Source organism: Edaphobacter sp., assembly GCF_035532915.1.
Lineage (GTDB): Bacteria > Acidobacteriota > Terriglobia > Terriglobales > Acidobacteriaceae > Edaphobacter.
In genome coordinates, this window is sequence record NZ_DATKQC010000058.1 from 1 (window position 1) to 17,241 (window position 17,241).

Annotated in this window: 17 protein-coding genes; 7 read left to right on the forward strand and 10 right to left on the reverse strand. The window is 60.6% G+C overall.

What is annotated here, in order from left to right; translation table 11 throughout:
* Window positions 1-68: 68 nt before the first annotated feature.
* Window positions 69-674: a TetR/AcrR family transcriptional regulator gene (locus tag VMU57_RS02970; RefSeq protein WP_325380627.1), complete on the forward strand. Its 606-nt coding sequence runs from the start codon at window positions 69-71 to the stop codon at window positions 672-674.
* 75 nt (window positions 675-749) lie between these two features.
* Here VMU57_RS02970 and VMU57_RS02975 read toward each other — a convergent pair whose 3' ends face one another.
* Window positions 750-1,136 carry an iron-sulfur cluster assembly accessory protein gene (locus tag VMU57_RS02975; protein ID WP_325380629.1) on the reverse strand — a complete coding sequence of 129 codons (387 nt, stop codon included), beginning with the start codon at window positions 1,134-1,136 and terminating at the stop codon, window positions 750-752.
* 144 nt (window positions 1,137-1,280) lie between these two features.
* Between VMU57_RS02975 and VMU57_RS02980 the strand changes: the two genes are divergently transcribed.
* From VMU57_RS02980 to VMU57_RS02990, 3 genes are all read left to right on the forward strand, one after another.
* Window positions 1,281-1,454: a hypothetical protein gene (locus VMU57_RS02980; protein ID WP_325380631.1), complete on the forward strand. Its 174-nt coding sequence runs from the start codon at window positions 1,281-1,283 to the stop codon at window positions 1,452-1,454.
* A gap of 166 nt (window positions 1,455-1,620) precedes the next feature.
* On the forward strand, window positions 1,621-1,893 hold the full coding sequence (locus VMU57_RS02985) for a hypothetical protein (RefSeq protein WP_325380633.1): 273 nt from the start codon (window positions 1,621-1,623) through the stop codon (window positions 1,891-1,893).
* A 428-nt stretch (window positions 1,894-2,321) separates the two neighbouring features.
* Entirely contained in the window at window positions 2,322-2,858 is a 537-nt protein-coding gene (locus VMU57_RS02990) for a SixA phosphatase family protein (RefSeq protein ID WP_325380659.1), read from the forward strand.
* On the opposite strand, the gene VMU57_RS02995 is transcribed toward VMU57_RS02990, so the two are convergent.
* Window positions 2,810-4,369: a Ppx/GppA phosphatase family protein gene (locus tag VMU57_RS02995; protein ID WP_325380635.1), complete on the reverse strand. Its 1,560-nt coding sequence runs from the start codon at window positions 4,367-4,369 to the stop codon at window positions 2,810-2,812. The genes VMU57_RS02990 and VMU57_RS02995 overlap by 49 nt on opposite strands.
* 195 nt (window positions 4,370-4,564) lie before the next feature.
* On the opposite strand from VMU57_RS02995, the gene VMU57_RS03000 reads away from it, so the two are divergent.
* Window positions 4,565-6,742 (forward strand): ArnT family glycosyltransferase, encoded by a 2,178-nt coding sequence (locus VMU57_RS03000; RefSeq protein WP_325380637.1) that lies wholly within the window; start codon window positions 4,565-4,567, stop codon window positions 6,740-6,742.
* Between the two features lie 267 nt (window positions 6,743-7,009).
* Complete coding sequence (locus tag VMU57_RS03005) at window positions 7,010-8,884, forward strand: ArnT family glycosyltransferase (RefSeq protein ID WP_414648602.1); 1,875 nt, start codon at window positions 7,010-7,012, stop codon at window positions 8,882-8,884.
* Window positions 8,885-8,888: 4 nt separating this feature from the next.
* Here the strand turns inward: VMU57_RS03005 and VMU57_RS03010 are convergent, their stop codons facing one another.
* The 8 genes from VMU57_RS03010 to dnaK all read right to left on the reverse strand — a co-directional run bounded on the left by VMU57_RS03010 (window position 8,889) and on the right by dnaK (window position 16,048).
* Window positions 8,889-9,266 (reverse strand): PilZ domain-containing protein, encoded by a 378-nt coding sequence (locus tag VMU57_RS03010; protein ID WP_325380641.1) that lies wholly within the window; start codon window positions 9,264-9,266, stop codon window positions 8,889-8,891.
* A gap of 50 nt (window positions 9,267-9,316) precedes the next feature.
* Window positions 9,317-10,504, reverse strand: a complete 1,188-nt coding sequence (locus VMU57_RS03015; RefSeq protein WP_325380643.1) for a glycosyltransferase — start codon at window positions 10,502-10,504, stop codon at window positions 9,317-9,319.
* 83 nt (window positions 10,505-10,587) lie between these two features.
* Window positions 10,588-11,019 (reverse strand): helix-turn-helix transcriptional regulator, encoded by a 432-nt coding sequence (locus VMU57_RS03020; protein WP_325380645.1) that lies wholly within the window; start codon window positions 11,017-11,019, stop codon window positions 10,588-10,590.
* Between the two features lie 35 nt (window positions 11,020-11,054).
* Window positions 11,055-11,306 carry a DUF2945 domain-containing protein gene (locus VMU57_RS03025; protein ID WP_325380647.1) on the reverse strand — a complete coding sequence of 84 codons (252 nt, stop codon included), beginning with the start codon at window positions 11,304-11,306 and terminating at the stop codon, window positions 11,055-11,057.
* A gap of 32 nt (window positions 11,307-11,338) precedes the next feature.
* Window positions 11,339-12,577, reverse strand: a complete 1,239-nt coding sequence (locus tag VMU57_RS03030) for a J domain-containing protein (protein WP_325380649.1) — start codon at window positions 12,575-12,577, stop codon at window positions 11,339-11,341.
* A gap of 83 nt (window positions 12,578-12,660) precedes the next feature.
* Window positions 12,661-13,551, reverse strand: coding sequence for an Fpg/Nei family DNA glycosylase (locus VMU57_RS03035; RefSeq protein WP_325380651.1), 891 nt, complete (start codon window positions 13,549-13,551; stop codon window positions 12,661-12,663).
* A gap of 162 nt (window positions 13,552-13,713) precedes the next feature.
* Window positions 13,714-13,977, reverse strand: coding sequence for a hypothetical protein (locus VMU57_RS03040; RefSeq protein ID WP_325380653.1), 264 nt, complete (start codon window positions 13,975-13,977; stop codon window positions 13,714-13,716).
* Between the two features lie 154 nt (window positions 13,978-14,131).
* Window positions 14,132-16,048 (reverse strand): molecular chaperone DnaK, encoded by a 1,917-nt coding sequence (dnaK, locus tag VMU57_RS03045; protein ID WP_325380655.1) that lies wholly within the window; start codon window positions 16,046-16,048, stop codon window positions 14,132-14,134.
* A gap of 401 nt (window positions 16,049-16,449) precedes the next feature.
* Between dnaK and VMU57_RS03050 the strand changes: the two genes are divergently transcribed.
* Entirely contained in the window at window positions 16,450-16,956 is a 507-nt protein-coding gene (locus tag VMU57_RS03050) for a PepSY domain-containing protein (RefSeq protein WP_325380657.1), read from the forward strand.
* The last annotated feature ends 285 nt before the right edge of the window (window positions 16,957-17,241 follow it).

Here is a 17,241-nt window from a genome sequence, read left to right on the forward strand (position 1 = left end):
ATTTTAGATGACCGATGAGTCATTACGATGCACGTTTATGCTTGTGAAGAACTTCTGAGAGCCCACCCATGCCGCGAGTCGCAGACCGAAAACAAAAGATCGTCGCCGAGTTCCGCCGTTCGGAGATCCTCGCCGCGGCGACCAAGGTCTTTGGCAACAAAGGCTTCGAGGCGACGCGCATGGAGGACATCGCCAAAGCCGCCCGGCTGGCTAAGGGAACGCTCTATCTCTACTTCAACTCCAAGGACGCGATCTACCAGGCGACCGTCCGCCAGGCGCTCGTCGAACTGGCCGCGCTGACCGAGGAGCAGGTGCGGAAAGAGTCGACCATTGCAGGCAAGATTGCGGCATTCCTCCGCGTCCGCGTCGCCTTCTGGGACGAGCAGCAATCGCTCTACGGCGTCATCCTCAGCCTCAGCCGCGAAGGCCAGCACCGCAAACGCAGCATCGCATGGCAAAGGGAGACCGTGCTCTACCTCCAGTCGATCTTCACCGAAGGCGCAAAATCCGGCGAGATTCCCGAGCAGGACTTCCTCGGCGCAGCCTGGGCGATCATGGACACAATCCGCGGCAGCAGCGAGCGCAGAATCTACACCGAAGGCCGCTCGACCGAAGACGACACGAAGTTCCTGACCGAATTTCTACTGCGCGCTCTACAAATCAAGCTGCCCTAAAGCAGCAAAAAGCCCCGGTCGAAGCCGGGGCCGTGCGTCCACCAACAAACTGAAACGAAATGCTGAAGGCTCTAACTAAACGCTGAAAGAAGAACCGCAACCGCAGGTGCTCTTCACCGCGGCGTTCTCGAACTTGAATCCAGCGGCCTCAAGCGTCTCCACATAGTCCACCTGGCAGTTGTTAAGATAGGCCGCCGAAGTAGCGTCGACAAACACCTTGAGATCGTCAAACTTATAGACCTTGTCCATCATGCCGCTCTGGTTCTCGAACGACATCGAATACTGGAAACCCGAACATCCGCCGCCAACCACACCGATCCGCAGCCCGGCCGGGACGGGATCCTGTGTCGACATGATCTCCTTCACCTTCGTGATAGCGGAAGGTGTCAGATTCACCGGCGCATTGGAAGTAGGCGCTCCAGTAACGACTTCAGCAGAAGGGGTAACGGTTGCAGTGGACATCGGGCAAATCTCCTTGATTACTAGTCTACTCCACAGTCGCGCCGGCTGTCAGTGCCGCAGGTGCGCCTCCCAATAAGATGCGCACAGGGCACGCCGGATGCATAAAAGTCGGTTCTCCTGCCCCTGCAGTATCATCCAATCACCATGCGCCCGCTGCTTTTCCTGTCGAATGCCTTCATCAACACCTTTGGCATCACCCAGCCATCGCCCAAGGACGAGCGCCGCACCGCGTGGTTCATCGCCATCATGCTCCTCCTGGTCATCGCGGTGGTCGCGACGGTCGCAATCGTCGTTCTTCGCCTGGCCTTCCACCACTAAATCCAGCCTAAGCTCGACCACGAAAAATCTTGCGCTCTCTTTCCGATTCGGGCGTATGATGCCCTCGGATGCCTCAGTGCTACCCTCCGAGCCCCCAACCGGACCCGCCCCGTACACCGAGGTCTCCCTCAACCGGACCCCTTCTCAAAGGGCGGAGGAAATAGCCATGAGCTACCTACCTGTTTTGCTCATCGTCTGGGCCGTCATCGCGGCCTGTTTCCTGGCGCTGCTCGCCTATCGCGGCCAGCTAACCCGTTACGAGGAGGACCAACTCTTCCTCGGAGACAATCACTCCAACGAGCAGGATGAACAAACTGAGATCATCCGCAAGGTCAACAAGATCAGACCCATGGTCAATCTGTTCGGCTACGCGGCTGCTCTGGCGACCATCGGCATCGTCGGCCTCTTCACCTACGACGCCTGGCAGCACCTGCGGTAGTTTTATCGCGATAACTCACTGGCCGGTCCTGTTCAAATGACAGGGCCAGCTCAGCGACTTGATTCTCTCCATTGCATCTGCCGACAATTTGCTTACGTCTCGCTGTCCCAGCATCGCCATCTGGTGCGGGCCACAGCGCTTCCTGCGATCTCAACCGCGGGTACCGCACTTGCGCGTCTAGCCGCACGCCTCGCCGTGAGCATCTAATTCCTTATGAGCACGTCTCAGCCCGATCCCATCCCACACCAAGTCGAGGACCCCATCCCCGATCCTGAGCCTGTCAGCCCGTCCCTGGACGAACCGGATCCCGGGGTCTACCACCACGACCCCGCAAAACCTTCTACCCCAAAACCATAACTGCCACATTCATCGTGCTGTAATCATCACCAATTGCTTCCTTCAGTAAACTAACCATGAAAATAAGACCTATGAACCTCTTCATCCTCCGCCATGCGAGCGCTGGAACCCGCCGCGCCAATCCGCTTCTAGACGTCAAACGCCCTCTCGATAAAGACGGCAAACGCCATTGCCTTCAGCTCGCCCACGTCCTGAACGCGTTGAATATCCAGTTCGACCTCATCGTCTCGAGCAACCTCAAGCGTAGTCTGCAGACCGCCTCTCTGGTCGGCACCGAGACCGGCTACGAATCCCCCATCCAGGTCTCCAAGGCGCTCTCCCCCGAGGCCACCACCCGCGACTTCCAGCATCTCCTGCACGAGTGCCGCGACCGCGAAAACGTCCTCCTCGTCGGCCACAACCCCAACATCAACACCTTCCTGGGCTCACTGCTCGTACCGGCGTCCACCCACGCCACCGCGCAGGTGCGCCTGCGCAAAGGCTCCCTCGCCCGCCTCTCGCTCGCCCGTGGCCCAGCGACGCTCCAGTGGCTGCTCGACCCGCGCACCGTCCGCGCCCTCTACGCCACTTCAACCAAGAGCTCGCGGCGAAAGACCTCGCGAAAATAATCTGCTTCCTTCCGCAGCGACCACGCTTCAAGCTCCGCTCCACCACGCCCCGGAACCAGCGCCAGCACCACACGCTTCGGATAGACGTGCACCCTCATCCGCACCACGGCGCTCGCCCTGTCCTGATTCAAAGCCACCGCCAGCCGCAGCAAAACCACCGCTCGCCTGACATGGTCATGCTCTTCCATCGGCACCGTCCGCATCGGCCTGTCGGTCGTGTCCGGCCGCGTCTTGCCCAGATACCGCGCAATTGCGCTCACGATGGCACGCTGCTCCGGCGAGAACCCAAAGATCTCCGAGTTGGCAATGATGTACTGCGTATGCCGGTAGTGCCCCTGGTGGTTCATAAATTTGCCGACATCGTTCATCATCGCCGCCGACTCCAGCCACAACCTGTACTCCTCAGGCAACTCATGCACCCGCGCCAGTGAGTCGAACAGTTGCACCACATGCTCCCGCACCGGCTCGACATTCTTCAGTTGAACCCCGTACCTCCGGCATACCTCCAACACGCCTGTCCAGCGCTCGTTCTCGATCTTCTGATGCACCGAGGTCCGCAGGTCCGATTCCGCCAGCATCTGCGCCAGAATTCCATCCCGCAGCCCCAGCGGAGAGTAGCGAAACCCCTTCAGCCCCATCCGCTCCAGCAGGCTCGCATACACCAGCGCACCGCCAACGATAATCTCCGACCGTCGCGGCCCAATCCCCGGCACCACAGCGCGCTGAGCGTTATTCATCTTCAGCAGCTTGTCCGCCAGCGTTCTTACGTCGGCGGTGGCCGCCTCATTCGGCTTCAGCCGCACAAACTTCTTCGGAGCCGACTTCTTCACCGGAAGCTTCTTCGCCATGGCCACGCTGGCCTCGGCCAGTGCCGCCGCCGTCCCCGAGGTGGCAATTACCAACGCCACCCGCGGAGCCCCCAGCTTCTTCTCTCCACGCTTCAACTCGCGGTCGATATATTGCTTCAACCGCGCCACATCCTCCTTCGCCGGAGGATCGGTCGGCAAAAACTCCTGCTGCAGCCGCACCGCGCCCAGCGAAAGGCTCACCATCGACTTGATCCGCCCACCGTCGGACACCGTCACCTCACAGCTTCCGCCGCCCAGATCGATCAGCAGACACTTCCCCTTCGCGCCCGCCTCGTGCGTCACCACGCCGAGATGAATCAGCCGCCCCTCTTCCAGTCCCGAGATCACCTCCACATTCCATCCCGTCGCCGACTTCACCCACTCCGTAAATGCATCGGCATTCCGCGCATCGCGCGTCGCGCTCGTCGCCACCACGCGAACCTTGTCCACCGCATGAAGCTGCACCGCCTTGTAGAACCGCTTCAGCGCGCGAATCGTCACCGACATCGCCTCCGGCGAGATCGCCCCTGTCTGAAACACGCTCTCCCCCAGGCGCGTCACCTCACGGTCTTCGTGCAGCGTCTTCAGCCGATGCGCCTGCACCGAGGCAATCTTCAACCGGCACGAATTCGACCCAATATCAACCGCTGCAAACGTAGGCATCGCTCTTCACACACCTCAAACCCAAAATCACCCAACACAAGCAAGATACATCCCCGCACTTCTTCTCCTCTCGCACTCCCCCCAAATCAGGTCATCTCAAACGGAGCGAAGCGCAGTGGAGAGGCCCTGTATTTCATCTTTGCCCCAGCCTTCCTGCGCGCAGCAATTATGCTTACAGAGGCACCTAAAATTCCAATGACCAACCAGACCAACCAGACTCTCTCCGCAGCGCCAGCCTATTCTTCCATGCAGCCCGCGGATGCTCCCCGCCGCTCTATCGCCGTCGTCATCCTGCTCGGCCTCTGGCTGGTCATCTTCTTCGCCGCGCTCTTCGCCCCGCCGCTGCTCGACGACGCCGACGCCACCCACGCCAACGCAGCCCGCCATATCGCCCTCACCGGCGACTTCGTCACCCTGCACGTCAACGGCATCCGCTACCTCGAAAAAGCGCCACTACCCTACTGGCTCGACGCTGCCAGCTTCCGCATCTTCGGCTTCAATACCTTCGCCGCCCACTTCCCCGAAGCCATCGGTGTGCTCCTGCTCGCTTTGCTTGGCTTCTATTGGGCCAGTCGTGCCTTCGGCAACCGCACCGGCTTCTACAGCGGTCTCGCCATCCTCACCTCCATCGGCGTCTTCCTCTTCACCCGCATCTACATCCCCGAAGTCCTGCTGACTCTCTTCCTCAGCATCTCCCTCTACTGCATGCTCCGCGCCCTGGAAGCCGATAGCGCCACAAACCCGGGTGCCCCACGTCCCGCCTCTGGGACGTGGGCATTTGTGCGAAGCGCGAACCGCACTTTCTCCCCCGCCACCTATGCCTACATCATGTGGGCCTCGCTCGCCCTCGCCGTCCTCACCAAGGGCCTCGTAGCCATCGTCTTCCTGCTCGGCACCGCCATCGTCTATCTCGCGCTCACCGGCGAATACAAAAACTGGCGCGCCCTCAAACCTCTCACCGGAACCATCCTCTTCCTCGCCATCGCCGCACCGTGGCACATCCTCGCGGGCCTGCGCAACACCAACGGCATGAACGGCCACGGCTTTTTCTGGTTCTACTTCGTCAACGAGCACTTCCTCCGCTTCCTCGGCAAGCGCTTCCCCAAGGACTACAACAAGCTTCCCGGCTACCTCTTCTGGTCGCTGCACATCGTCTGGCTCTTTCCCTGGAGCCTCTTCGCTCCGCTCGCCGCCCTCCCCATCTTCCGCGCCCTGCGCCGCAGCCGCGACCTCGACAAAAAGCGCCGCCGATCCTTCAACATTGCAGGAACCATCAGCGATCTGCTGCTGATTGTGGTCGCCCTCGTCATCCAGCAAAAGCTTCATCTCGAATACGTCGAGTTCCTCGTGCTCGCCTTCGCCTTCGTTCTGCCGTTTCAATACCTGCGCCGCCGCCACCGCGCCGGTCTGCCGCTGCTCGACCCTGCATCGCAAACCTTCGCCCACCGCACCACGCTTCTGCTCTCTCTCTACGCGGCGCTGGTGCTGCTCTTCTTCTCCGTCTCCACCAATCAGGAGTACTACACCTTCCCCGCCTACCTGGCGCTGCTCGTCCTGCTCGCGGCCTCTCTTAGCCGCGCAGAAGACACCTTCGACACCGACGCCTCCTCGCGCCTCTGGATCATCCTCGCCCACCTCGCCTTCATGCTCATCGGCTTCGCCGTCGCCGCCACCCTCGCCTACGGCCTCTGGAGCTCGCGCCACCTCGCCTTCATCCCCGACATCGGAGACGTCCTCGCCCACCGCGACGTCGGCAACTACACCCTCTCCATGTCGCACTTCTTCGACCTCACCGACGCCTCGTTCGCCGCGCTGCGCCTGCCCGCAGGCCTCGCCGCCATTACCTTCTGCTTCGGCCCGTCGATCGCGTGGATGCTGCGCGCCAAAAAGCGTCACCTCGCCGCAACCACAGCCCTCGCCCTTACCTCGACCGTCTTCCTCATCGCCGCGCACATCGCTTTCGTTCGCTTCGCGCCTATGCTCTCGTCAAAAAAAGTCGCCGACAAGATCCAAACCCTCGAAGCCACCGGAGCCATCTCCCGCGACAACACCGTCCTTCTGTACGGCGACCAGGCCTACGGCTCCTCCATCCCCTTCTACCTCGGCCGCCAGGTCGATCTCGTCGAAGGCCGCTCCACCTCCATGCTCTTCGGCTCCTACTTCCCCGACGCGCCGCACATTTTTCTCAGCAACGCCGACCTGCTCAAGATCTGGGGCACGGGAGACCGCAAGCTCCTCTTCGTCCCCCTCGAAAAGCGCGACATCGTCGACCAGCTTCTCGGCAACAACAAAATCCTTCTGCAGGAGACCTCCGGCAAAGCCCTCTACACCGACCGTCCCCTCAACCAGCCAAGTCTTCAAAACCACCCATAAACCGGGTGCCCCATGTCCCGCTTCTGGGACATGGGCCTTCGTGCAAAGCGCGAACCGCTCCCACCAAATCACCTCGGACGACCCAATCCGCCATAACCCACAGCACCAGTGAGCAAAGTCATTACCCAACCCGCCACCACCCGCCGCTGGAGCCCCCGCTCCATCGCCATCCTCACCGTCGCCTGGCTCATCCTCCAGATCGGCGGCCTCTTCACCCCCGGCCTGCTCGACGACGTCGACTCCATCTACATCGAGATCGCGCGCGAGATGCTCCGCCGCCATGACTTCGTCACTCCTTACGTCAACGGCATCCGCTTCTTCGACAAGCCACCCCTCCTGTACTGGATGGCTTCTTCCTCGATGGCGGTCTTTGGAACAAAGGACTGGGCCGCCCGTCTCCCCCTGGCCCTCGCCGTTCTCGCCCTTCTGCTGGCGGTCTACGCCCTGGGCATCCGCCTCTTCGCCGAGATCTCTCCCGCGGCCCATCCCGACCGCGGAGGCTTCTACGCCGCGCTCGCCATGGCCACCAGCATCGGCCCCTATCTCTACACCCGCTTCTACATCCCAGACATCCTGCTCGCCCTGTGGATGACGCTCGCCGTCCACCTCTTCTTGATCGCCCTCGATCGCATCAAGGGAACATCCCAAAATCAGCCTCAAAGCCGGGTGCCCCATGTCCCGCTTTTGGGACATGGGTTTTCAGCCACAAAATCCCCCCTCCTTCCCTGCCTGGCCTTCGCCGCAGTCATGGCCCTGAACGTCCTCACCAAGGGACTGATCGGCCTCGTCTTCCCCGTAGCCTTCGTCCTCCTCTACCTCGCCTTCACAAAACAGCTGCGTCTCCTCCCCCGCTTCCACCTCCTTTCGAGTACCGCTGTCTTCCTCGCCATCGCCGCTCCGTGGCACATCCTCGCCGCCCTGCGCACCCCGCCTATAGCACTCCCCGCCGGCCTCGGCCTGCCCGCTACCGGAGGCTGGGCCTGGTTCTATCTCTACAATGAGCACATCGCGCGCTTCCTCGGCCGCCGCATCCCCCACGACTACGGACAGGTTCCCATTCCCCTCTTCTGGCTGCTCACCGCCATCTGGATCATGCCCTGGGCCGCCTTCCTTCCCAGCGCCATGGCCGATCACATCCGCAATCTCCGCAACAAAACTACTGGCTCGGCACGCCAGCACGAAGCCGCCTTGTCGCTCCTGCTCTGGCCTCTGGTAGTCCTCGGCTTCTTCACCCTCTCCAGCCGGCAGGAGTACTACGGCCTCCCCGCTCTGCCCGCCCTCGCGCTCATGGCCGCCGCCCTGCTCGCCCGCGCCGACGCCCATGCTGCCATCCCCGCAATACCCCAAAACAATGTCATCTCGACCGAAGCGAAGCGAAGTGGAGAGAACCCTGCGTTTCGTCTTTCTCCGCAAGGCACCAGGGCACGCGACAGCGCCCTCAACTGGTCCCTCTACTTCTTGCTGCCCTTCGCCACTTCCGCCGCCATCGTCTGCGGCTACTTCGCCATCACCGCGCCCCACCCGGCTCCCGGCACCGATATCGCCTCCCTGCTCGCCGCCAACCCCCGTTTCTACAACCTCTCCCTCGGCCACATCTTCGACCTCACCGGAGCTGCCATGGGCCTCTTCCGCGGCCCTCTGATCGCGGTAGCCGTCAGCATGATCGCCATCGGCCTCGGCAGCTACCTGCTGCGCCGCAGCGCACGCGCCTACGCCGCCAACCTCACCCTCGCCGCCGCCATGATCGTCACGCTTCTGGCCGCGCACGTCGGCCTCGCCCGCTTCTACCCCATCCTCGGCTCAAAGGACCTCGCCGAAGCCATCAACGCGGACCACCCCACCTCCAACGACCTCATCATTCTGGACGGCGAGCTGACCTCAGGCTCAGCCCTGGTCTTCTACACCCGGCATCAGGTCCATCTCGTCAATGGCCGCGTCAACGGCCTCTGGTACGGCAGCTTCTGGCCCGACGCCCCTCACATCTTCGAGACCGAAGCCACCCTCCGTCAGCTCTGGGCGAGCCCTCAGCGTGTCTTTCTCTTCACCTACAAGCCCGCAGCCCGCATCAAGGACTTGACCCCGTTCGCGCCGGTCCACACCCTCGCCGCTGCCGGAGGCAAGACCATCCTCACCAATCGCTAGCGCTCTACCAGATCCGCCGCCTGCGCAGCGGCAGACGGTTCCGATTGCGCGCCGGAGTCAGCCCAAGTTCGCTCACCAGTTCCGCTAGCTGCACCTGCCCGCGCTCGCTCAATCTCACAAAGGAGATTCCGATCAGTCCCGGCCGCGACCTGTCGACAAACGCGACATTGCCCAACACGCGCAAAGCGATCCCCTTCATCTGCACGGCCAGCTCAATCGAACAACCCTGCGAGACATAGACCGGCAACCGTATCTCAACCAGGCATCCGCCGCGGCTCAGGTCAATAATTCGGCCCGACCGGACAATGCCGGGTATCCGATTCAGCTTCACCTGCCCAAAGCAGAGATAGCGCGCTTCCTTTCGGCGTTCCTGCGACTCCATCCTCCATTTATCGGCAGATGGCAACGACGATCTTAGCGACCTGACAAAAACTACTCCGGAGCCTCCACCTTGCCCCCGTCCTTCAGCCGGTAAATCTTCCCGCGATAATAAAATCGGTCCCCGCCGTAGCTTCCCAGCCACAGAATACTTCCCAGCAAATCCCGTATGGGATACAGCATCGTTCCCCGCACCCAGTCCGGGTCGCCCATCACCCGCAAAATCGACCCTGCCTGCATCCACCGCTGCACCACCATCCACGAGAGCCACAACACTCCCACCAGCGCATGGCCGCTCAACAGCCCCCACACCAGCCCCAGCAGCCCAAACGGCATGGCAAACGTCAACCCGCTGCCCAGATGCCCCCACGGACGCGACCGCCGCGTGCTCTGCATCCAGCGCAACTGGTTGCGAAACGACAGCCCGAACGGCGTGTCCTGCACCATTAAACGGATCACGTGCGTCGCCATCTGCACGCCGGTTCCCTTTGCCGCCAGCCGGTTGCCCAGCACAAAGTCATCGGCATAAAACTGCCCCAGCTCCTCGAAGCCGCCCACCTCCTGAAACGACCTCTTGCGCACCGCCATGGTCGCGCCCAGGGCGAACTTCGTTCCCTCCAGCATGTCCGCCACCAGAACGCCCGAGGTCATCTCCACACTCTTGCCCACCGCGTCCAATTGCGCCGAAAACCCAGCCGAAGCCCCGCCATCCACCGTCCCCAGATACACGCACGAAGCCAGCCCGACATGCGGGTCCTTAAGGTTCTGCACCATCCGCCGCAGATAGTCCCGCGTCACCCGCACATCGGCATCGCTGGTGATATACAGCTCATGCCGTGCCACCGAATCCAGCTTGGCCAGCGAGTACACCTTCGCATTATGAAACTTGGGTTGCGGCTCCCCGCAGGTCACAAACTTCGCATCGACATGGGGATAGCGCTCGGCCACCCGTCGCGCCAGCCGTAGCCCCTCGTCGGTGTCATGCCGAGCACAGAACAAAAGCTCGAACTCGGGATAGTCCTGCTGAAAAAATGTTTCGAGGTTGCGCTCCATCCCCGGCTCCGTCCCATGCAGCGGCTTCAACACGCTCAATGGAGGCAGAAACGTAGTCTCGGCGGCATCTTCCCGCCGCTTGCGCACACCAAAGCGCGCCGCCGCCGCAATCACCATCAGGCAGTAGATCGTCGAAGTCACCGAGCCGACCAGCGCGACCCAAAACAAGATATGAAGCAGAAGACTCATCTCACCCTTGCGAAACCCTGATTAACACGCAGTCTTCAAGTTTATCGCACCGCAGCTCGAGAGCTTATCGCAATTCGGCAGAACTACTTCTTCTTCCCCGCCTTCTTCACCGAAACTGTCTTCACCGAGACCACCTTCACCGGAACCACCATAGGACGCCGCATGGGTATCAGCCCCGATCCCGGGTCCTGTTGCTGCTGCATCCGCGTCAGCATCTCCGTCCGCACGTAATCGACGAAACCCTGCATCTGGCGGTTCATCTCCTCCATGCGCTCGCGCATCTGCAGCACGATGGCGATACCGGCAATATTCACACCCAGATCGCGTGCCAGGTTCAGGATGAACTCCAGCCGCTCCAGGTCCTCGTCGGTATAGAGCCGCGTATTGCCCTCACTGCGCGAAGGCCGCAGCAATCCCTCCCGCTCATACAGACGCAGCGTCTGCGGATGGATCTCATACATCTCCGCCACCGACGAAATCATGTACGCGCCCTTGCTCTTCCGCTTCGTCACCATCTCATCAACCTCGCAATCGCTCTACTCTCGAAGATCTAGTTCTTCGCACGCTTCTTCGATGCGGTCTTTACGGCTGCGCTGATATGCTTCAGCGCTGTTCCCTTGTGAATCGCCACATGATCGGTCTTGTCACTGGCAATCATGTATTGCGGCTCCTCTTGCGAGGCATGATGCACATACCCTGCAACGGTCACGTTGGAGACAAGCTTTTTCTTGATGACGCCGCGCACTCTGCCAGCCTCCGAGTTCCATTCAACATGGTCTCCAACCTTGAACGCCTTCGTCATCTCCATCTCCTCAATCCAACCCGCAACTTGCGTCAAACATCCGCAAACAAACCATCCCGCGGATCGTCCGGATTCAGCTTGGACAGCTCCCGCAGAATCTCCTTGCTGCGCTCATCCTGCACCTTCGGCACCACGACCTTTACTTCCACGATCTGGTCGCCGCGCGTACCTTCGCGAGCCGCGCTCTGCACGCCCTTCTCACGCAGCCGCAGCTTCTGCCCCGCCTGCGTCCCCGGAGGAATCTTCAACTGCGTCCGCCCGTCAATCGTAGGCACCTCGATCTTCGCGCCCAGCGCGGCCTCCGTGACTGTAACCGGTACGGTGACATAAATATCGTCGCCGTTGCGGCTGAAGACCGGATGCGTCCCCGCCTTGATGATCAGAAACAGGTCGCCTGCAGAACCGCCATGCATCCCGGCATTGCCTTTGCCCGCCAGCCGTATCCTCTGGCCGTCCCGCGTTCCCGGCTTGATGCGAAACTCCAGCGGCTCGCGCTTGATCACAACACCGCCGCCGTCGCAGGTCTTGCATACATTTTGTATCTTGCCTGTGCCGCCGCACTGCGGGCACTGGATGTTGAACTTCATCCGCCCGCCCATCTGCGTCACCTGCCCGCTGCCGTGGCACTCCGGGCATTCGATGCTGCCGCCGGTCGTCGACTTGCCTTTGCACGTCGGGCAGGCCTCCTGCCGCTGAATCTCCAGCCGCGTCACACCGCCGCGTACCGCCGTCCAGAAATCGATGCTGACCTGATACTCAAGATCAGTCCCAGGCTGTGGCCCGCGCTGCTGCGCCTTCTGTCCGCCGCCGGTGAACATCCCGCTGAAGATGTCCTTGAAGCTGCCGCCAAATCCGCCAGCCGACTCCTGCTGCCCCCCGCGAGCGCCGCCCTGAAAGTCCGAAAAATCAAAGCCGCCGAAGTCGAACGGAACCTCCTGCCCCCCTCCGCCGCTCGTCCGCGTCCGTCCGCCGCCTGGAGCGCCGGTAAAGCCGCCGCCATAGCCGCCGCGTGCCGCAGCCTCAGCCGCCGCCGGATCGATATTGTCGGAGTAGAAGCCGAACTGGTCGTAGATCTTGCGCTTCTTATCGTCGCTCAGAACATCGTTCGCCTCGGAGATCTCTTTAAACTTCTCCTCAGCCTTCTTATCGCCCGGATTCACGTCCGGATGATATTTGCGCGCAGCTTTCCTGAACGCCTTGCGGATATCATCCGACGTCGCCGTCTTCTTCACGCCCAGCGTGCCGTAATAGTCTTTTGTCTGTGTCGCCATAATCTCTCTTCAGCCTCTTCCATTCTGCAACAGCGCGCGCCCCGCGCACCTCGAAATCTGATTACTCCTCTTGCTTATTCCCTTTACTCATTCCCGGCCTGGCATGTCGGACACCAGAACAAATTCCGCCCCGCCATCACCTGCGTCAAAATCTTCGTCCCGCACATAAAGCACTCTCTGCCCTGCCGCCGATAGACATAGTGCGCCTCTTCCTTCAGCACCTTACCCTTCCGGTGAGGGCGATCTGAAGCCCTGGTCGTGACGATACGCCGGTCGACCATGCCCGCCTTCATCAGAACCCCCGCATCCTTCCATATCGACCGCAGCAGCTTCTCCTGCACCTCGTTGCCCGGAGTAAACGGATTCAACCTTGCGCGAAATAACAACTCCGCGCGATAGATATTGCCAATCCCTGCCGCAATAGCCTGATCCATCAGCAAAGCACCAATCGCCTTCCTGCTCTTGCGAATCCTCTCAATCGCCCTCTCCGGCCCATCGCCGTTCAGAGGATCGGGGCCCAGCCGCTTCAGCAGCTTCTCCCACATCGCCTGCGTGTACACCGAGCAGTCCATCGGCCCGCGCAGCTCGACCCACGCAACCTTCTCCGGAGCGACATGCCCAGTGCCATCGTCCTCCGAGTACCAGCCATGCCGCTTGCTCACGCCCGGCTCTGCCGCCCGCTTTACCGCAGCCGCATTCCACATCCGCAGCCGCAGCGCTCCCTTAACCTCAGGCAGCGGCCCCGAGCCCTCCGTGAAGTCTCCCTGCAACCCAAGATGCACATGCAGAATCCGGTCTCGGCCAAAGTCATAGCCCAGATGCTTGCCGACCGCCATCACGCGCACCAGCTTGCGCCCATCGATCACCGCCGCATCCGTAAACCGACCCTGCGGACCATCAACCTTCACCGGCCTTCCGGCGAACGCCGCCGCGTGCCGCTCCGCCCATCGGTGTATCTCGTTTCCTTCCGGCATGAAATTCGGTCGCCTCTCTGGCAAAATTCTCTGGCAAAATTCCGCAAACACGAACAATGGCGACGGCGCTGGTCAACCACCAGAACAACCGTCGCCACTGCTATCCACTGAAACTAAAACCAGGCTTACCGTATTTTCTTTAACTAAACTTACTGAAACTCTCTAATTCCAGACCTGGCTGGCTTCAATCGCCTCGATCGAAAACGTCTGGTCGGGCTCCATCTGCTGCATCCGCTGCATAAACTGCTCTGCCTCGGCCTTGGTATCGAACATCATGCGGTTGTACAACTGTCCTGCCCTCACCTGATCGCATCTCCACATGGTCTCGGTCATCGCCTTCCCTCCAAGCAATCGATTGAGCTCCAGTTTCTCCAGCCACATCACATCCGCGTACATATCTTCGTTGCTGCCGTTGTTCCTATCCACTTCAACACCTTTCCTGGTAATAAGACGCACTCTACACGTCAAAGATTCCCATCAGGTCCGATAAAGCAAGAGGGGCATCCTCGCAGGCACACCCCTCTTGTGTTACGCAGCAGCCATCTCAATGGATTACCGGCTACTTTTCCACATCCGGTCCTTACTTCTTTTCATCGACATCGACATACTCCGCGTCGATGACGCCTTCGTCCTTCTTCGGCTCTTCATGCACACCCTCGGCAGCCGTCGCGCCATCGGTCGGTGCAGAGGCAGCGGCAGCCTTGTACATCGCTTCGGCCAGCTTGTGGCTTACGCCCGTCAGCTTGTCCTTGGCCGCGTTCAGGTCCGACGCATTCGGCGATCCGGTCAGCGTGGTCTTCGCCTCAGCCAAAGCTGCTTCGACCTCGCTCTTGTCCGACTCCGCAACCTTGTCGCCGGCATCCTTCACCATCTTCTCGACGTTGTACACCAGCGAGTCCAGGCCATTGCGCGCTTCAACCACGTCGCGCTGTTCCTTGTCCTCGGCAGCGTGAGCCTCGGCGTCCTTCGCCATCCGCTCAACCTCTTCCTTGCTTAGACCCGAAGAACTCGTAATCGTGATCTTCTGGTCCTTGCCGGTCGCGTTGTCCTTCGCCGTGACATTCAGAATGCCGTTAGCGTCGATGTCGAACGTCACCTCGATCTGCGGCACGCCGCGCGGTGCGGTCGGAATCCCGCTCAGCTTGAACTTGCCCAGTGTCCGGTTCTGCGCTGCCATCGGGCGCTCGCCCTGCAGCACATGCACTTCGACCTCGGTCTGGTTATCGGCTGCCGTCGAGAACGTCTCCGTCTTCTTCGTCGGAATCGTGGTGTTGCGTGTGATCATGCCAGTCGCCACGCCGCCCATCGTCTCAATCGACAACGTCAGCGGAGTCACGTCGAGCAGCAACAGATCTTTCACCTCACCCGCCAGCACGCCAGCCTGAACCGCCGCGCCGATGGCAACCACTTCGTCCGGGTTGACACCCTTGTTGGGCTCCTTGCCGAACAGCTCCTTCACCAGCTGCTGAATCTTCGGCATACGCGTCTGACCGCCGACCAGAACCACTTCGTCGATCTTGCTCGCATCGATGCCCGCATCCTTCATCGCCTGCTTGCACGGCCCAATCGACCGCTGCAAAAGATCGTCCACCAGCGACTCCAGCTTCGCCCGCGTCAGCTTGCGTACCAGGTGCTTCGGCCCGCTCGCGTCGGCAGTGATGAACGGCAGATTGATCTCCGTCTCCTGTGCCGTCGACAGCTCGATCTTCGCGCGCTCCGCAGCATCCTTCAGCCGCTGCAACGCCATCTCGTTGCCCTTCGAGGTCAGGTCAAGCCCGGTCTCCGTCTTGAACTCCGCGATCAGCCAGTCCACTATGCGCTGGTCGAGATTGTCGCCGCCAAGATGCGTATCGCCATTGGTCGACTTCACCTCGATCACGCCCTCGCCAACCTCAAGAATCGAGACGTCGAACGTACCGCCGCCGAAGTCATACACGGCAATGGTCTCGTCCTTCTTCTTGTCGAGCCCATAGGCCAGCGCAGCCGCCGTCGGCTCGTTCACAATGCGCTTTACGTCGAGTCCCGCAATCTTTCCCGCGTCCTTGGTCGCCTGCCGCTGCGCATCGTTGAAGTACGCCGGAACCGTAATCACGGCCTCCGTCACCGACTGCCCGAGATAATCCTCAGCAGCCTTCTTCAGCTTCTGCAGAATCATCGCCGAGATCTCAGGCGCGGTGTACTCCTTGCCCTGCGCCACAACGGCGATATGGTCGCCCTGCGCCACGACCTTGTAGGGCACCATCTTCATCTCGTCGTTTACTTCATTCACGCGACGACCCATAAAACGCTTGATCGAGTAAACGGTGTTCTCGGGGTTCGTGATCGCCTGCCGCTTCGCCACCTGGCCCACCAGACGCTCCCCGCTCTTGGTGAACGCAACGACAGAAGGCGTCGTCCGTCCGCCCTCTTCATTCGCAATCACCTTCGGCTCGCCGCCTTCCATCACGGCCACGCACGAGTTCGTGGTTCCCAGGTCAATACCGATAATCTTTGCCATATAGCATTCCTCATTCCGGGCCCACGGCCCATTCACGTATGCGACTGTTCCAGAATCTCACCTTGAGTCACTTACTGTCAACCTATCTGATGCTTAACCGAGCATGAAGTTGCGCACACTTCCTCCTCATTTCGATGCAAACCATCTCGAAGTCGCCATCCTTTCCTCAAAAATCTATTCAAAAATCCAAAAGATCGCTTCACCTCACCAAAATCGAACTCAATCTCATTCATCTCGAACTCCTTCGACTTCGCTCAGGATCCAGTCGAGATGACGGGCGGTAGGGGGCTGCGGCTGCGAGACCCCTGCATTTCGCTCTCGCTGCGCCATCCACCCCTCCACCACCACACTAAAATAGGACTGAACTTGTCCTATATCGAAATCTTATATAAAAAGGAGATATGTCGCGAAAGCACATCTTCCTCTACTACACCCGCTACACCCACCTCTATCTGGGCGTCTTCATCGCCCCGGCGCTGCTCTTCTTCGCCTTCACCGGAGCCCTCCAGACCTTCAGCTTTCACGAGACCACCCGCGGCAGCTCCTACAAGCCACCCGCCTGGATCGCTACCCTCGCTCAGATCCACAAAAAGCAGACCATGGCCGTCCCGGTCAGAAAGCTCCCACCTCCAGGCCAACAAGCCGCAGGCCCCAAAGCGGATAAAGCAGACAAAGCAGACAAGGCAGACAAGGCAGACAAGGCAGACAAGGCGCAAACACCCATCGCCCCAGCTAAGTCGCACAATCCTCTTCCCTTGAAGTTCTTCTTCCTTCTGGTCTCGATCGGCCTCTTCCTCTCCACCCTCTCCGGCCTGTACATGTCCTACCGCTACAGCCGCAACCGCCCCCTCATCACCGGCCTCCTGATCGCCGGAGTCGTCATCCCCATAGCCCTGCTATACCTCTAACCACCACGAACGCAAAAAGTGCCATTCCCTTTTCACACCATCATTCTGAGCGAAGCGAAGAACCCCGCATTTGCCGTTGCTTCTAGGTACGCCAAGGCTTCAGCCTTGGCCTCTACGAAGCCAACAAACATGGGCTTTTAGCCCCTGGGGTATGCCTTCCTCCCCGCAACCCACAAACACGTCATCGCGCGGCGTAGCGGAGATTGGCTCTTGCTCTTGCCTGTCTTGAACTTTAGAGAGCCCCGCCTTAAACAGGTTCTAAATAGCAGCAACGCCATACAATCG

Coding starts and splice junctions, on each gene's coding strand:
- VMU57_RS02980 (WP_325380631.1), top strand. CDS start 1,281: ATGCGCCCGCTGCTTTTCCTGTCGAATGCCTTCATCAACACCTTTGGC.
- VMU57_RS03005 (WP_414648602.1), top strand. CDS start 7,010: ATGCTCCGCCGCCATGACTTCGTCACTCCTTACGTCAACGGCATCCGC.
- VMU57_RS03025 (WP_325380647.1), bottom strand. CDS start 11,306: ATGACGAAGGCGTTCAAGGTTGGAGACCATGTTGAATGGAACTCGGAG.
- VMU57_RS02970 (WP_325380627.1), top strand. CDS start 69: ATGCCGCGAGTCGCAGACCGAAAACAAAAGATCGTCGCCGAGTTCCGC.
- VMU57_RS02995 (WP_325380635.1), bottom strand. CDS start 4,369: ATGCCTACGTTTGCAGCGGTTGATATTGGGTCGAATTCGTGCCGGTTG.
- dnaK (WP_325380655.1), bottom strand. CDS start 16,048: ATGGCAAAGATTATCGGTATTGACCTGGGAACCACGAACTCGTGCGTG.
- VMU57_RS03035 (WP_325380651.1), bottom strand. CDS start 13,551: ATGCCGGAAGGAAACGAGATACACCGATGGGCGGAGCGGCACGCGGCG.
- VMU57_RS02985 (WP_325380633.1), top strand. CDS start 1,621: ATGAGCTACCTACCTGTTTTGCTCATCGTCTGGGCCGTCATCGCGGCC.
- VMU57_RS02975 (WP_325380629.1), bottom strand. CDS start 1,136: ATGTCCACTGCAACCGTTACCCCTTCTGCTGAAGTCGTTACTGGAGCG.
- VMU57_RS02990 (WP_325380659.1), top strand. CDS start 2,322: ATGAACCTCTTCATCCTCCGCCATGCGAGCGCTGGAACCCGCCGCGCC.
- VMU57_RS03015 (WP_325380643.1), bottom strand. CDS start 10,504: ATGAGTCTTCTGCTTCATATCTTGTTTTGGGTCGCGCTGGTCGGCTCG.
- VMU57_RS03000 (WP_325380637.1), top strand. CDS start 4,565: ATGACCAACCAGACCAACCAGACTCTCTCCGCAGCGCCAGCCTATTCT.
- VMU57_RS03030 (WP_325380649.1), bottom strand. CDS start 12,577: ATGGCGACACAGACAAAAGACTATTACGGCACGCTGGGCGTGAAGAAG.
- VMU57_RS03020 (WP_325380645.1), bottom strand. CDS start 11,019: ATGGTGACGAAGCGGAAGAGCAAGGGCGCGTACATGATTTCGTCGGTG.
- VMU57_RS03050 (WP_325380657.1), top strand. CDS start 16,450: ATGTCGCGAAAGCACATCTTCCTCTACTACACCCGCTACACCCACCTC.
- VMU57_RS03010 (WP_325380641.1), bottom strand. CDS start 9,266: ATGGAGTCGCAGGAACGCCGAAAGGAAGCGCGCTATCTCTGCTTTGGG.